The organism is Caballeronia sp. J97 (assembly GCF_905220305.1).
Classification (GTDB): domain Bacteria; phylum Pseudomonadota; class Gammaproteobacteria; order Burkholderiales; family Burkholderiaceae; genus Caballeronia.
In genome coordinates this window covers 303,693-318,649 of record NZ_CAJMZL010000003.1, presented here as the reverse complement: position 1 = coordinate 318,649, position 14,957 = coordinate 303,693, and the positions used below count along the sequence as shown (strand labels likewise).

At 64.3% G+C, this 14,957-nt stretch carries 16 protein-coding genes and 2 riboswitches; of the genes, 8 read left to right on the top strand and 8 right to left on the bottom strand.

Annotated elements, in window-relative coordinates:
* Position 1: 1 nt before the first annotated feature.
* Entirely contained in the window at positions 2–382 is a 381-nt protein-coding gene (locus U4Y90_RS08095) for a hypothetical protein (RefSeq protein WP_321794030.1), read from the top strand.
* Positions 383–410: 28 nt separating this feature from the next.
* On the opposite strand, the gene ppk2 is transcribed toward U4Y90_RS08095, so the two are convergent.
* Entirely contained in the window at positions 411–1,307 is an 897-nt protein-coding gene (gene ppk2, locus U4Y90_RS08090) for a polyphosphate kinase 2 (RefSeq protein ID WP_321794028.1), read from the bottom strand.
* A 242-nt stretch (positions 1,308–1,549) separates the two neighbouring features.
* Between ppk2 and lhpI the strand changes: the two genes are divergently transcribed.
* Together lhpI and U4Y90_RS08080 are read left to right on the top strand one after the other, a co-directional pair.
* Positions 1,550–2,491, top strand: coding sequence for a bifunctional Delta(1)-pyrroline-2-carboxylate/Delta(1)-piperideine-2-carboxylate reductase (lhpI, locus tag U4Y90_RS08085; RefSeq protein WP_321794026.1), 942 nt, complete (start codon positions 1,550–1,552; stop codon positions 2,489–2,491).
* A gap of 127 nt (positions 2,492–2,618) precedes the next feature.
* Positions 2,619–2,942, top strand: a complete 324-nt coding sequence (locus tag U4Y90_RS08080) for a hypothetical protein (RefSeq protein ID WP_321794024.1) — start codon at positions 2,619–2,621, stop codon at positions 2,940–2,942.
* Between the two features lie 108 nt (positions 2,943–3,050).
* Here U4Y90_RS08080 and U4Y90_RS08075 read toward each other — a convergent pair whose 3' ends face one another.
* The 3 genes from U4Y90_RS08075 to U4Y90_RS08065 form a co-directional block, all read right to left on the bottom strand.
* A complete protein-coding gene (locus tag U4Y90_RS08075; protein WP_008353090.1) occupies positions 3,051–3,365 on the bottom strand; it encodes an antibiotic biosynthesis monooxygenase family protein in 315 nt (104 codons plus the stop codon).
* 44 nt (positions 3,366–3,409) lie between these two features.
* Complete coding sequence (locus U4Y90_RS08070; RefSeq protein ID WP_321794018.1) at positions 3,410–3,781, bottom strand: DUF1428 domain-containing protein; 372 nt, start codon at positions 3,779–3,781, stop codon at positions 3,410–3,412.
* Between the two features lie 81 nt (positions 3,782–3,862).
* Complete coding sequence (locus tag U4Y90_RS08065) at positions 3,863–4,429, bottom strand: histidine phosphatase family protein (RefSeq protein WP_321794016.1); 567 nt, start codon at positions 4,427–4,429, stop codon at positions 3,863–3,865.
* Between the two features lie 22 nt (positions 4,430–4,451).
* A riboswitch (cobalamin riboswitch) is annotated at positions 4,452–4,602 on the top strand.
* A gap of 31 nt (positions 4,603–4,633) precedes the next feature.
* Between U4Y90_RS08065 and U4Y90_RS08060 the strand changes: the two genes are divergently transcribed.
* Together U4Y90_RS08060 and U4Y90_RS08055 are read left to right on the top strand one after the other, a co-directional pair.
* A complete protein-coding gene (locus U4Y90_RS08060; RefSeq protein WP_321794015.1) occupies positions 4,634–4,867 on the top strand; it encodes a CbtB domain-containing protein in 234 nt (77 codons plus the stop codon).
* A gap of 9 nt (positions 4,868–4,876) precedes the next feature.
* Positions 4,877–5,659: a CbtA family protein gene (locus tag U4Y90_RS08055; RefSeq protein ID WP_321794013.1), complete on the top strand. Its 783-nt coding sequence runs from the start codon at positions 4,877–4,879 to the stop codon at positions 5,657–5,659.
* A 36-nt stretch (positions 5,660–5,695) separates the two neighbouring features.
* On the opposite strand, the gene U4Y90_RS08050 is transcribed toward U4Y90_RS08055, so the two are convergent.
* The 4 genes from U4Y90_RS08050 to U4Y90_RS08035 form a co-directional block, all read right to left on the bottom strand.
* Positions 5,696–5,941 (bottom strand): DUF1289 domain-containing protein, encoded by a 246-nt coding sequence (locus U4Y90_RS08050; RefSeq protein ID WP_321794011.1) that lies wholly within the window; start codon positions 5,939–5,941, stop codon positions 5,696–5,698.
* On the bottom strand, positions 5,938–7,236 hold the full coding sequence (locus U4Y90_RS08045) for a cobyrinate a,c-diamide synthase (RefSeq protein WP_321794009.1): 1,299 nt from the start codon (positions 7,234–7,236) through the stop codon (positions 5,938–5,940). Before U4Y90_RS08045 ends, U4Y90_RS08050 begins: the two co-directional genes overlap by 4 nt.
* 5 nt (positions 7,237–7,241) lie before the next feature.
* Entirely contained in the window at positions 7,242–7,844 is a 603-nt protein-coding gene (gene cobO, locus U4Y90_RS08040; RefSeq protein ID WP_321794008.1) for a cob(I)yrinic acid a,c-diamide adenosyltransferase, read from the bottom strand.
* 280 nt (positions 7,845–8,124) lie between these two features.
* A complete protein-coding gene (locus tag U4Y90_RS08035; RefSeq protein ID WP_321794006.1) occupies positions 8,125–8,550 on the bottom strand; it encodes a cobalamin biosynthesis protein in 426 nt (141 codons plus the stop codon).
* Between the two features lie 102 nt (positions 8,551–8,652).
* Positions 8,653–8,910: riboswitch (cobalamin riboswitch) on the top strand.
* A gap of 121 nt (positions 8,911–9,031) precedes the next feature.
* Here U4Y90_RS08035 and cobW point away from each other — a divergent pair.
* Genes cobW through U4Y90_RS08020 form a run of 3 tightly spaced genes read left to right on the top strand, consistent with a single transcriptional unit; the run spans position 9,032 to position 14,903 of the window.
* Positions 9,032–10,117, top strand: coding sequence for a cobalamin biosynthesis protein CobW (gene cobW, locus U4Y90_RS08030; protein WP_321794004.1), 1,086 nt, complete (start codon positions 9,032–9,034; stop codon positions 10,115–10,117).
* A gap of 5 nt (positions 10,118–10,122) precedes the next feature.
* Positions 10,123–13,899 carry a cobaltochelatase subunit CobN gene (gene cobN, locus U4Y90_RS08025; protein ID WP_321794002.1) on the top strand — a complete coding sequence of 1,259 codons (3,777 nt, stop codon included), beginning with the start codon at positions 10,123–10,125 and terminating at the stop codon, positions 13,897–13,899.
* Positions 13,896–14,903 (top strand): ATP-binding protein, encoded by a 1,008-nt coding sequence (locus U4Y90_RS08020; RefSeq protein ID WP_321794000.1) that lies wholly within the window; start codon positions 13,896–13,898, stop codon positions 14,901–14,903. Before cobN ends, U4Y90_RS08020 begins: the two co-directional genes overlap by 4 nt.
* Positions 14,904–14,957: the final 54 nt, after the last annotated feature.

Below are 14,957 nucleotides of genomic sequence, written 5' to 3'. Positions count from 1 at the left end.
CGTGAAGATGGCCCTGCATCGCGCAGGGCCAATTCATTCGGGCGCGCCGGCGGCGATGCCGATTGTTCGCCAAATGGAACATATGTCTTCACCTGCGGGGCGTTTATCCGCACGGCTCGAATCCATAGAATTCCAAACATGGGATAGGGAGCCGATGATGAAAGACTTGATCGCAAGACAACTGTATCAGCCGGCGGTGGTCCTGCCACTGCTGCTGTTGACGCGCCTGATGGTCACGCTCGACTTCAATCTCGCGCAAGTGATGTTCGTGATGGTGCTGAGAGGTTCGCAGCATGCCTACCAGTTCGCGCAGCGCCATGCTTTCTCGCGTGTGCGCGGCATCGGTGCCGTCAAGCACTTGCGCTGCAACAACTGCTGCTGATCGCTCTCGCGAACCGCGAGTTCGACACTCAATACACTTCGGGAATGTACATCTCGTCCGAAACCGGCTGGCGCAGATAATCGGGATTGAACACGCGATCGGGCAGATCGATCGGCTCATGCTCGACCTCGTGATACGGCACCTGACTCAGCAAGTGGTGGATGCAGTTCAGGCGCGCACGTTTCTTGTCGACGGCATGCACGACCCACCACGGCGCTTCCGGAATGTGCGTGCGCTGAAGCATGACTTCCTTGGCCGCCGTGTACGCTTCCCAGCGGCGGCGGCTTTCGAGATCCATCGGGCTCAGCTTCCATTGCTTGAGCGGATCGTCGATGCGCGCCTGGAAGCGTACTTCCTGTTCGTCGTCGGTGATCGAGAACCAGTACTTCACGATCTGGATGCCGCTACGCACCAGCATCTTCTCGAACTCGGGGACCGAGCGGAAGAATTCCTCATACTCTTCGTCGGTGCAGAAGTTCATCACGCGCTCGACGCCCGCGCGGTTGTACCAGCTTCGGTCGAATAGCACGATCTCGCCGGCCGCGGGCAAGTGCGACACGTAACGCTGAAAATACCACTGTGTACGTTCGCGGTTGTTCGGTGCGGGAAGGGCGGCCACGCGGCACACGCGCGGATTCAGCCGTTGCGTGATGCGCTTGATCGCGCCGCCTTTGCCCGCCGCATCGCGTCCTTCGAACAGCACCACGAGCCGATGCCCCTTGTGCACGACCCAGTCCTGCAGCTTCACGAGTTCGCCCTGCAGACGAAACAGCTCGCGGAAATAGGTCTTGCGCAACTGACGGTCTTCATCGGAAAAGGTCGATTCGCCGTCCAGGAAGCGATCGTCCACTTCCATCTCGAACTCTTCGTCGTAGCTGTCGATGATGTCGGCATGGAAACGGCGCTGCTTTTCCGTCGTGTTCATAAAGGGCTCCGTGGCGTTCTTGGGCTGCCGCCATCGTGATGATCGGTCGCGGCGCGGGACGGCCGATTATGACGGCATTCGATGGCAGTCATATGACACCGGCACATTCGGTCATTGTAGTGAGCGACGCCGCGCTTTATGACGCGGCGTCGCGCACCGTTAGAATGTCCGGCATTTCGATGGCATGCCGATGGCATGCCCGGCCCCGATTCCATCTTCCCTATCCACGGCGAACGAACGCGATGACCACGACGATCCAAAGTTTCGACGAAACCCGAACCGCGCGCCTCGTGCCTTATGACCGGCTCGTGGACACGCTCGCCGCGACGATGCTCGACTATGCGGCGGGGCGCATCGTGAGTCCCGAGCGCATGGTCGTGCCGATCGAAGGCGGCGTCATGCTGTCGATGCCCGCGAGCGCCGCCGACCTGGCGATGCACAAGCTCGTGAACGTGTGCGCCGGCAACGGCGCGCGCGGCTTGCCGACGATCCACGGCCAGGTCACCGCCTACGATGCCGCGACGGGCGTGCCGCAATTCATGCTCGACGGCCCGACGGTGACCGGCCGGCGCACGGCAGCGGTGTCGATGCTCGCGATCCGCGCGCTTCATGATGCGTCGCCGCGCGAGGTGCTCGTGATCGGCACGGGCAAGCAGGCGGCCTATCACGTCGAGGCGCTCGCCGCCGTCTATCCCGATGCGCGCATTCGCGTGCAGGGTTCGCGCGCCGATCGCGCGCGCGCGTTCTGTGCGGCGCATGCATCGGCTTCGGACAAGCTCGCCGCGCTGGAAGACGCCACGATTCCCGAGTCGGTCGATGTCGTCATCGCCGCGACCACGAGCAAGACGCCCGTCTATTCGATGCCCGCGCGCGCGGGACGTCTCGTGATCGGCGTGGGCGCTTTCACCGCCGACGCCGCCGAGATCGCCGCCGCGACCGTCCACGCGAGCGCACTTTATGTCGACGATCCCGCCGGCGCGCGCCACGAAGCGGGCGATTTCATTCTTGCGGGCGTCGACTGGAACGAGGTGCGTGCGCTGTCCGCGGCGCTCGCGAACCCGGCGAAGGCCGTCGATGCCGCGCGTCCCGTGATGTTCAAATCGGTCGGGTGCGCGGCGTGGGACCTCGCGGCGTGCCGCGTCGCACGCACCGTTTTGTCGGAGGAAAGCAGCGCGGCGCACTAAGCCGCGCGCGGGACGGCCCGCTTGGAACGGTACTTGCTGACTGCTTATTTAATGACAGAGACGCGATAAGCGTCACATGATGAACGGCGCGAAGTGCGCCACAGCAACAGAGCCAGCGAACTGACCCATGAAAAGTCGACACGACAGCAAATGGCACCCGTGGATTCCGGCGCGCGACGACGGACGCGAAGGCGCGGGCGGTACGGCGGACGGGGGCCGCCGCACGCCTGCACACGCGAGCGCGACACCGCCCGCGGCTTATTTCATTTCGGTGCTCGAGCTTGCCACCGGCGAGAAGCTCGGCAATGACGAACGCATGCGCGCCGTGGCCATGCTCGAATCGCAATTCGGAGCGGGCCGGCCACGCACGTTGAAAGAAGCGGTGCGCATCTGCGCGGCGGCGATCGATTCGTCGACGCTGCAGCGTATGGCGCGCGGTGCAAAGGCCTGAAAACCGTCTGAAAAGATCGCGGTAGATAAGCGCGTTTTTTCACACGAGTGTAAAACGCGCGCGTCAGGCGAAAAGCGCGCGAACGTTCGCGCGCGCCACGGCTCTTCCTTATTTGACGGTCTGAATCACTTCGAAGCCTTCGAATTCGGGGTGACCGAGATAGAGCTGGCGCGTTTCGCCGCCGGCGTTGCGATGCGCGGCGCGAAACGCGTCCGAGCGCGTCCAGTCTTCGAACGCTGCCTGATTCGCCCAGATCGTGTGGCTCGAATACAGAACGTGATCGTCCTTCACCGGGCCTTTGAGCAAGTGAAACTCGACGAAGCCGGGCACGTCCTTCAGATGCGTGTCGCGGCTGGTCCAGAGGCGTTCGAAGTCGGCTTCGGCGCCGGGCACGATCTTGAAGCGGTTCATGGCGATATACATGTCGATGCGTTTCCTTCACCGTGAGCGGTCAAAAGTAGAAGTTATCAGCTGCGCGCGAGTTCGACGATCGTCGTGAAGCCGCCGAAAAACATGCGCTGAGGGTCGAACGGAGGCTCGCCCGATTCCATCATTGTCTTGAGGCGCGGGTCTTCCATCACTTTCGCGTTGACGCTGTCGCGCTGTTCGCGCGATGCGTAGACGATATACGAGAACACCACCGTCTCGCCTTCCTTCATCTGCACGCTTTGCGGAAACGACGTGAGCTTGCCGGGTTTCACGTCGTCGGCGATGGTTTCCACGAATTGCAGCGCGCCATGCTCCAGCCAGATCTTGCCCGCGGCTTCGGCCATGGCGCGGTAGGCGTCGATCTTGTCGATTGGCACGGGTACGACGAATCCATCCACGTAATGCGCCATCTGAGTCTCCTGATGAGGGGTTCGAACGCGCGCCGCGCAAGCGATGCGCTGCTTGTTTGAGCGACTTGCAAGGATCGAAGTTCAGGCGGACGCGTGCGGCGATTCGGCGGTCCATGCGTCGGCGGGGGACGCGCGCTTCAGCACCGTGGACGAGAGCGGCGCGACGTTCATCGAATAGACCGATTCGAGCGGCATGCCGAGGACCTGCGCCAGCGCCGCTTTCACGACGATCGCATGCGTGACGACGATGCAGCGCTCGCACGCATTCGATTCGATGCAGGCAAGCCCCTGCGCGACGCGCGCCGCGAGCATGGCGACGCTCTCGCCGCCGTGCTCGCGCGCTTGCGGATCCGCGAGCCATGCAGCGATATGCAAGGGCTCGCGCTCGCCCGTCTCGCGTATCGAGTGCCCGCGCCAGCGTCCATAGTCGATGTCGTCGAACGCGGGGACGATTTCGAATGCATCGGCGATCCATTGGGCCGTCTGACGCGCCACTCGCGCGGGGCTTGCGATCACGCGCGTATCTTCGCGCGCGCGAAACGGGGCGAGTTGCGGGCGCGCATTGCGCTCGGCGGGCTCGTCGCCGGTGGGGAAATAGCCGGTTTTCATCGCGCGCGTGGCGGCGTGGCACAGAAGAATGAGTTCCAAGGGCGTGGCGGGACGAATCGGAATCGTTTTACTTTGCAGCGGATCATCATAGAATGGCAAGCTTGCAGTGCGAGGAAGCCGGTGCAAACCCGGCACGGTCGCGCCACTGTATGCGGTTCGTCAACGCGAAAGCGCGGCGCCGCGAGTCAGACCCCGCTGCATGCTCTTCGTCAATCGGGACTCGCTTTTCCCTGGAGAACCACCATGATTGCTTCCAACGCGCCGGTCTTTTCCGCTCCGGCAACCCCGTCGCTCGACGCACCCGTGCCCATCCCGGTGCGCGAAGTGCTGCCGTGGGCCGTTTTCATCGGCCTTCTTCTGCTGATCGCCATTTATTTCGTCGGCGCAGAGCAGGGTGCGACGTCGATTTTTTCGGGCACGTACGTCCACGAATTCGTTCACGACGGCCGGCATCTGCTCGGCTTTCCGTGCCACTGAGGACGCGTCATGATTCGCACTCTGCTGATACGCGGCATGATCGCGGGGCTGGTCGCGGGCTTGATCGGCTTCGGCTTCGCGCGCGCGTTCGGCGAGCCGTCGGTGGCGCAGGCCATCGCGTTCGAGCAACAGCATGAACATGCTGCGCATGAGCACGGCGATGAACACGCCGATGCAGCGGGCGCGGCGCATTCGCACGATCACGGCGACGAAGAACTCGTTTCCCGCGATACGCAGTCCGGCCTCGGCCTCCTGACGGGCGTCGCCGTATTCGGCACCGCGCTGGGCGGCCTCTTCTCGCTCGTGTTCGCATTCGCCTATGGCCGGCTCGGCGCGTTGCGCGCGCGGGGCACGTCGGCGTTGCTGGCGCTGTTCGGCTTCGTGAGCGTCGCCATCGTGCCGTTCCTCAAGTACCCGCCGAATCCGCCGGCTGTCGGCAACCCCGACACCATCGGGCCGCGCACCGCGCTGTTCTTCGGCATGGTGGCGATTTCCCTAGTGGCCGCCGTGGTCGCCGTGCGCTTGCAGCGGCACATGGCGGCGCGCCATGACGGCTGGAACGCGACGCTCGTCGCGGCAGCCGCTTATATCGCGGTGATCGTGGCGGCGCAGGGCGCGTTGCCGCGCATCGACGAAGTGCCGGCCGGGTTCTCTGCTTCGCTGCTGTGGAATTTCCGGCTCGCCGCCATCGGCATTCAGGCGTTGCTGTGGACGACGCTCGGTCTCGTGTTCGGCGTACTCGCCGCGCGTGAACTGGAACGGCCGACGGTGAAGAGAATGGCCGCGGCCTGAACGGTTTCCGCTGCCACGGACGAAGCCCGCGTGCTCTCAGGCACGCGGGCTTTTCGTTTGCGCTTTCGCCGCGCGCCGCGCGAGCAATTCGTCGAATAAATCGAGCTTCGCGGCATCGTCCATCGATCGGAAGGTCTTGATCTCCTCGCGGCTTCTGAAACAGCCGAGGCACAGGCCGGTGTCGGCATCGAGCTTGCAGACATCCGTGCACGGTGAGCCGATGGGTTCCTGCGCTTTCGCGCGTTCGATGGTCGAGGCGAGGTCGTCTTGCGTGGTCGTCATAGTGATTCGCCGCGAAAGAGCGCGGCGGCGGCCGCCGGATTCGACGGCCAGTAAGCGTGCATGTAAGTGGCCGTCACCGGGCCGTGTCGGTAGAGCGCTTCGCCCGATGTGCCCGTCGTCGCGTGTGTCGCGTGCAACACGGCTTGCATCGGCGTTTGCAGCGTCGAGTAATGAAAGGTGTGGCCCGTCATCGCGCCGTGCATCGTCTCGATGCGCTGCATCGCGAGACGCGACAACTTGCGCTGCATCGCGGCGTCGCCGGGAAGAATGCCGAGCATCGCGTGCCGGGTTCCTTCGATATCGGTCAGCGTATCCAGCAGATACAGCATCCCTCCACATTCCGCGACCACCGGCTTCGCTCGCGCGACGTGCGCCTCGATCGACGCGCGCGTCTGCGTATTCGCCGCGAGCGCCGCGGCATGGAGTTCGGGGTAGCCGCCGGGAAGATAGAGCGCGTCGGCATCGCGGGGCGCGGGGTCGCCGGCGAGCGGCGAGAACGTGCTGATGCGCGCGCCCATCGCGACGAGCAGATCGAGATTCGCCGGATAGACGAACGAGAACGCGGCGTCGCGCGCGATGGCGATATGCATGCCGTCGAGCAGGCGCGGCGGCGCGGCCAGCGTCGTATCGTCGAAATGAACGGGCGGCGGCAGGTCGGCGAGCGTGGTTTGCGCGATCGCATCGGCGGCGCGGTCGAGCCGTGCGTCGAGGCCCGCGACTTCATCGGGCTGCGTGAGGCCGAGATGGCGCTCGGGCAAGGCGATATCGTCCGCATTCGACAGATGGCCGCAATAGCGCAGCCCGTCGGGAATGGTCTCCGACAACATTTGAGCGTGACGCGGCGATGCCACGCGATTCGCGAGCACGCCGTGAAAGGGCACATCGGCGCGATAACGCGCGAGGCCGAATGCAATGGCGCCGAACGTCTGCGCCATGCCGTGCGCGCCGATCACCGCGAGCACGGGCACGTTGAATGCGGCGGCGAGATCGGCGCTGCTGGGCGTGCCGTCGAAAAGACCCATCACGCCTTCGATGAGGATCAGATCGGCTTCGCGCGCGGCCTGCGCGAGCAAGGCGCGGCACGCTTCGAGCCCGACCATCGACAGATGCAGCGAATAGACGGGCGCGCCGCATGCGCGTTCGAGAATCATCGGATCGAGAAAATCCGGGCCGGTCTTGAAGACGCGCACGTTCAGGCCACGGCGTGTGTGATGGCGCGCGAGCGCGGCCGTCACCGTGGTCTTGCCTTGATGCGACGCGCTTGCGCCGATGAAAAGAGCGGGGCAGTCGGGCATCGCGCTCAGAACTCGACGCCGCGTTGCGCTTTCACGCCCTGCTCGCGATAGGGATGCTTGACGAGCCGCATCTCGGTGACGAGGTCGGCGAGCTCGATCAACGCGTCCGGTGCGTGGCGTCCCGTCACGACGACATGCAGCATCGCGGGCCGCGCCTTCAGCACGTCGAGCACTTCATCGAGCGCCAGATATTCGTACTTGAGCACGGTGTTGAGTTCATCGAGCACGACCATCTGATACTCGCCGCTTTCGATCATGCGCCGCGCTTCGTTCCAGCCCTTGCGCGCGGTGGCCATGTCGGCTTCGCGGTTCTGCGTGTTCCACGTATAGCCATCGCCCATCGTGACGAAATCGCAATGGGCGATCGCGCCGAGGAAATCGCGTTCCGACGTATGCAGCGCGCCCTTGATGAACTGCACGACGCCGAGCTTCATGCCGTGTCCGAGCACGCGCACGGCCATGCCGAATGCGGCCGTGGTCTTGCCCTTGCCGTTGCCGGTGTTCACGATCAGAAGGCCCTTCTCGTGATCGGCGGCAGCCTGCTTTTTCTCGTGGCCTTCCTTGCGGCGCTGGGTCATGCGCAGATGCGATTCGGTATCGGTTTTCACGGGATCTCCACAGAAAGACGGCCGTATCGTACAACAGGCGGCGGTTTCGTAGCGGCTGCAACAGGGCGTTTTGGCGGGTTAATTCTGCGCTAACAGACGGTGTGCATCATGCAATCACGCCATCACCGAATTCAGGAGCAGGAAATGGACGCCTTGTACCTTTATCTGGAACTCGTCGCGCTCTGCGTGCTCGTCTGGCTTTGCCGCGACAAGTTCAAACCGGTTGTCGCGAAGCCGCCCGCCGATACGCCCAATCCGCGCACGACGGCCACGCCCGCACTCAAGTTCCGTTCGCGCAGGGCCCATGCGCCATTGCGATCGCGACGGTTACGCCACAATCGACCGTCCTTGGCACGATGAGCGTGTGCGCGTTGCCGGCCAGCAGCGCGCAAGGCTCGCATACGCCGTCGACGTTCATATGCTTCATCGCATGATGCGATATCGCGGTGCGCGGCGCTCGCGCGATTTCGTCGGCGCTGAAGAAACGCAGCGTCAGATGATGACGCTCGCAGAACGCGGACAATCCCGCTTCGTCCCGTTTCGCGTCGATGCTCGCGACGATCGCGATATCGCCGATGCCGTGCGTGCCCAGTGCGCCGCGCACCGCGTGTTCGATCGCATCGGCGCTCGTGCCCCGCCGGCAGCCGATGCCCACAGCGAGGCGCGCGACAGCGGGTGAATTCATGCGAGCGATGACGGATTCCATGGCGATCTGCGGGCGATTCGGGCGCGCTAACCTTACCACGGCGCATGAACGAGAAGCCTCGCGCGAGCGCGTCCTTTCTTGACGCTCGCGCCCGCCGGGCCTAGACTTTCACGCAGTTTTGGTGCTCGCGCGCGGATTCTCTCGCGCGCAGTTAAACGGGAAGCAGGGCGCGTTCGGTTCCATGTGTCGAACGGACGTCAACCTGCGCTGCCCCCGCAACGGTAAGCGATTCCCCGCACGCGACGTGTTTCATCGCATGTTCGGGAAGCCGGCTTCGAGGCCACTGCGCGTTACGGCGCGCGGGAAGGCGAAGCGGCGTCGTCGTCAGCCCGGATACCGGCCAGACTTTCAGAGGGGATCGCCGTCGCGGGGATGCGATGCGGCCCATGATCCATCGAAGCGTGCGTTTCCTTTTTCGTCCCGCCGCGTTGCGAAGCATCGCGCGACATGAATCGCACGCACCTGACGCCACGGAGCTACGATGCAAACCCGCAAGATTCCCGTCACGGTCGTGACCGGCTTTCTCGGCAGCGGCAAGACCACATTGATGCGGCATATCCTGTCCAATGCGCGAGGCCTGCGCGTTGCGGTGATCGTCAACGAGTTCGGCGAGCTCGGCATCGACGGCGAAATCCTGAAGGGCTGCGGCATCGGTTGCGACGATGAAGCCGGCTCGAGCGATCGCAACCTCTACGAACTCGCGAACGGGTGTCTGTGCTGCACGGTGCAGGAAGAGTTCTATCCGGTGATGGAGCAGCTCGTCGAGCGGCGCGAGCGTATCGATCACGTGCTGATCGAAACATCGGGCCTCGCGTTGCCGAAGCCGCTCGTGCAGGCGTTCAACTGGCCGTCGATCAAGAACGCCTTCACGGTCGACGCAGTCGTCACCGTGGTCGATGGTCCCGCTGCCGCGAGCGGCCAGTTCGCGGCGAATCCCGTCGCGGTCGATGCGCAACGCAAGGCCGATCCGAATCTCGATCACGAATCGCCGCTGCATGAGTTGTTCGAGGATCAGCTTTCGTCGGCGGATCTCGTCATCGTCAACAAGACCGATCTCATGGACGATGCCGCGCTGCAAAAGGTCGAAGCGCTCGTGCGTCCGGAGATTCCGCCCGAAGTGAAGATCGTGCCCGCGCACATGGGCAAGCTCGATGTGCATACGCTGCTCGGGCTCGAATCCGCATCGGAGGAGACGATTCATTTGCGCCAGGATCATCACGGCTCGGCCGACGACGAAGGCCATGCCGATCATCATCATGACGCATTCGATTCGGTCGTCGTGCATGGCAAGGTCGAATCGCGCGAGCAGGCGCTGGCGGCATTGCATGCGCTCGTCGAGCATCACACGATCTATCGCGTGAAGGGTTTCGCGGCGTTGCCGGGCGCGGCGATGCGGCTTGTCGTGCAGGGCGTCGGACGACGTTTCGACAGTTACTTCGATCGCCGCTGGCAGGCCGATGAATCGCAGGCGCAAAGCCGCTTCGTGCTGATCGGCGAAGACCTCGAACGCGACACGCTGCAGCGCGCGTTCGACGCCGCGCTCGCCGGCGCGCCCGTGCAGGCATAACGCCGATGCATCTGCTCCGCACGACGCCGGGAGGTTTCGTCGACGACACGCAGGGCGTCATGCGCATCGAGCAGACGCGCGCGCCGATCGTCGTGCTCAGTTCCGCCGACACGACGCTCGCCTTGCTCGCGAGCGTTTTTCCGCGTCTCGAAGCGGGCTTTCCGGACGTGCGGCTCGCGAATCAATCGTTCCTGCGTCAGCCTGCCTCGGTCGATTTCTATATCGACGACGTACTGCGTCACGCGCAGGTCGTGATCGTCGATCATCTCGGCGGCGAATCGTATTGGCCTTACGGCATCGAGCGGCTCGTCGCGCTCGCGAAAGAGCGCAAGCAGATGCTCGCGATGTTCTCGGGCGATCTCGCCGAAGACCCGAATCTCATCGGCAAAAGCACGGCGGATGCGGACTTTTGCCGGGAACTGTCGCGCTATCTGCGCGAAGGCGGCGCGCGCAACGCGGAGGAATTCCTGCGCACGATCGCGCATCGCGCGTTCGGATTCGGCCGCGAGCCGCAGCCGCCGAGCCCGCTGCCCGCAGTCGCGATCTATCATCCCGAGCGCGATATCGCGGCCATCGAAGACTGGCAGGCGCGCTGGACCGAAGGCGCGCCCGTCGCCGCCATTCTGTTCTATCGCGCGCATTTGCAATCGGGCAATACGGCGGTATTCGATGCGCTCATCGAGGCGCTCGAACAGGAAGGCATGAATCCGCTGCCGATCGCAATCTCGTCGCTGAAGGAAAGCGTGAGCCGCGAAGTGGTCGAACGCTTGTGCGCGGAGCATCGCGCATCGCTCGTGTTGAACACGACGGCGTTCGCGGCGAGCGTGATCGGTGATGACGAAGCATTCGAAGTCGCGGGCGATGCGCCCGTGCTGCAGGTCATCCTGAGCGGCGGCAACCGCGACGACTGGCAAAAGGACAATCACGGCCTGAACTCGCGCGATGTCGCGATGCATGTCGCGCTGCCCGAAGTCGATGGCCGCATCATTACGCGCGCGGTGAGCTTCAAGGGGCTCGCGTATCACTGCAAGCAAACGCAAGTGGATGTCGTGCGCTATCAGGCCGATACGGAGCGCGTGCGTTTCGTCGCGGAACTGAGCCGTCGCTGGTGCAAGCTGCGTCATACGCCCAACGCGAAGAAGCGCATCGCGCTCGTGCTCGCGAATTATCCGGCGAGCGAAGGGCGCATCGGCAACGGCGTGGGACTCGATACGCCCGCATCGGCGATCGGCATTCTGTCGATGCTGGCGCGCGAGGGTTATCGGGTCGGCGACATTCCGCAGCATGGCGAAGCGCTCATCGCCGCGCTGACGCAAGGCGTGACCAACGATCCCGTCGTGCGCGATTTGCGCCCTGCGCTGCAGAGTCTTTCGCTCGAAGAATATCTCGATGCGTATCGCATGCTGCCCGCCGATGCGCGCGCCGCACTGGAAAAGACCTGGGGCGCGCCGGAAAACGATCCCACTGTCAGACGCGGCCGCTTCATGATCGCGGGCTATCGTTGCGGCGAAATCTTCATCGGCATTCAGCCTTCTCGTTCGCGCGAGCGCAACGATTATGCGAGCTATCACGATGCCGAGCTCGTTCCGCCGCATGCCTATCTCGCGTTCTACTTCTGGCTGCGCGAGCGCTTTCAGATCGATGCGCTCGTGCATGTCGGCAAGCACGGCAATCTCGAATGGCTGCCGGGCAAGAGCGTCGCGCTGTCCGCGTCGTGCTGGCCCGATGCGATTCTCGGACCGATGCCGCATCTGTATCCGTTCATCGTGAACGATCCGGGCGAGGGGAGCCAGGCGAAACGTCGCGCGCAGGCGGTGATCATCGATCATCTGATGCCGCCGCTCACGCGCGCCGATAACTATGGTCCGTTGCAGGATCTAGAGCGTCAGGTCGACGAATACTACGAAGCGCTGATGGTCGATGCGCGCCGCGCCAAGCTCCTGCGCAAGTCGATTCTCGCGAATATCGTCGAGAACAGGCTGCATGAGGAGCTCGGACTCGATGCGCCTCGCGATGCCGCAGGCGAAGATGTTCTGCTCACGCGCGCCGATGCCTATCTCTGCGAACTGAAGGAAGCGCAGATTCGCGACGGCCTGCATGTATTCGGCGTCTCGCCAGGGGGCACGCAGCGCCGCGACACGCTGCTCGCGCTGGGCCGCTTTCCGGTCGGCGACGGGCAGGGCGCGAACGCGAGCCTCATCACGGCGCTCGCACGCGATCTGCAACTGCCCGATGCCTTCGATCCGCTCGACGCCGACTGGGCCGCGCCGTGGAACGGACCGCGTCCGCCCGCGCTCATCGACGTCATCGACGCGCCGTGGCGTCATCAGGGCGATACGCGTGAACGCCTCGAATCGTTGGCGCTGCAACTGTTGTCGAACGATGATGCCGCCCCGCCCGGCCCGCATGCGGCGCTCGTGCTCGACCGTCTGCGCGGCGACGTGCTCGCGCGGCTCGATGCGTGCGGTCCGCAAGAGCTCATGCAACTGAAGCGCGGCCTCGAAGGACGTTTCGTGCCGCCGGGGCCGAGCGGTTCGCCGTCGCGCGGCAGGCCCGACGTCTTGCCCACGGGCCGCAACTTCTATTCCGTCGATACGCGCGCGTTGCCGACGCAGGCCGCATGGTCCCTCGGTGTGAAGTCGGCGAATGCGCTGGTCGAGCGTCATGTGCAGGATCACGGTGATTTCCCGCGCGCGATCGGCTTGTCGGTGTGGGGCACGGCGACCATGCGCACCGGCGGCGACGATATCGCGCAGGCATTCGCGCTGATCGGCGTGCGGCCGAAGTGGGCGGCGGGCAGTCATCGCGTGACCGACTTCGAGATTCTGCCGATCGCCATCTTCAATCGGCCGCGCATCGATGTGACCTTGCGCGTGTCGGGCTTCTTCCGCGACGCCTTCGCGAACCTCATCCATCTTTTCGATGCGGCGGTGCAGGCCGTCGCGGAACTCGACGACGAGCCCGCCGACGTCAACCCGATTCGCGCGCGCATTCTGCGTGAACGCGACGAGCTGATCGCGCGCGGCATCGAAGCCAAGGAAGCGCGGCGCCGCGCGGGCTGGCGCGTGTTCGGCACGAAGCCGGGCGCATACGGCGCGGGATTGCAGGAACTGATCGACGCGAGGCAATGGCAGACCGACGCGGATCTGTCCGCCGCGTATCAGAGCACGGGTGGCTATGCGTATTCGCAAACGGGCGATGGCGTCGAAGCGCGCGCGAGCTTCGGCACGCGGCTGTCGACGCTCGATGTCGTGCTGCAGAATCAGGACAATCGCGAACACGATCTGCTCGATTCGAACGACTATCACCAGTTTCAGGGCGGCATGGTGGCGGCCGTGCGTTATCTGTCGGGCGTGCAGCCGCACGCGTATAACGCGGACCATAGCAATCCGGCGGCCCCGCGCGTGCGCACGCTGAACGAAGAGATTGCGCGTGTGGTGCGCTCACGCGTCGTCAATCCGAAATGGATCGATGGCGTGAAGCGGCACGGCTACAAGGGCGCGTCCGAACTGGCCGCAACCGTCGATTACCTGTTCGGCTACGACGCCACCGCGCGCGTCGTGTCGGATCATCAATACGCGCTCGTCACCGATGCCTATGTGAACGACGCCGACACGCGCGAGTTCATCACGCAACATAACCCGCACGCGCTGCAATCGATCTGCGAGCGCCTGCTCGAAGCGATGCAGCGCGGTCTCTGGCAGCAACCCGCTGGCTATCGCGAGCAGGTCCAACGGCATCTGCTCGATGTCGAACAGCGTATCGAAGGCCGACAGTCTTGAACGAATCCATCACATCTCCGGTGTTTCCTTTTTCGGCGCTCGTCGCGCAAGAGCCCTTGCAGCAAGCGCTTTTGCTCGCGGCCGTCGATCCTTCGATCGGTGGCGTGCTCGTGAGCGGGCCGCGCGGCACGGCGAAGTCCACCGCGGCGCGCGCGCTCGCGGAACTGCTGCCGGAAGGGACGCTCGTGACCTTGCCGCTCGGCGCGAGCGAGGAGCAATTGATCGGCACGCTCGACATTCAAAGCGCATTGCGCGACGGCGGCGTGACGTTTTCGCCGGGCCTGCTCGCGAAGGCGCATCTCGGCGTGTTGTATGTCGATGAAGTGAATCTGCTGCCGAATCCGCTCGTCGATCAGTTGCTCGATGTCGCGGCGAGCGGCGTGAACATTATCGAGCGCGATGGCATTTCGCATCGCCATGATGCGCGATTCGTGTTGATCGGCACGATGAATCCGGAAGAAGGCGAGTTGCGTCCGCAACTGCTCGATCGTTTCGGCCTGGCTGTGGAGATGCGCAATTGCTTCGATGCGGCTGTGCGGCAGCGCATCGTCAAGTCGCGTCTCGCATTCGATGCCGATCCCGATGCATTTCGCGCGCGGCATCGACAGGAACAGGCTTCGCTCGACGCGCGTATTCACGCGGCGCGCGCGGCGCTTGCGTCATTCGATTTCGACGATGCGGTTCACGCGCGCGTGAGCGAGCTTTGCATCGATGCGCATGTGGACGGCTTGCGCGCGGACATCGTGATGCTGCGCGCGGCGCGGGCGCTGGCCGCGCTGGAAAGCGCATCGAGCGTGGCCGTGACGCATGTCGAGCGGGTCGCCGATGCGGTGTTGAAGCATCGTCGGCGCGAGACCGAATCGCCTTCGCGTGAAGCGGCCGGGCGTGAATCGACATCGCGCGACGCGGGCTCGGGGGACGCGGATTGGGGCGCCATGCCGCCCGAGCCGACCGGAACCGCGAAAGTCAAGCAAGTGAGGCCGCTCGCCGCAAAAAAAGCCTGAACCATCGAAGGCGCGACGCGGATGCCTTCGGCGCAGGGCATCGTCTTCGATGGA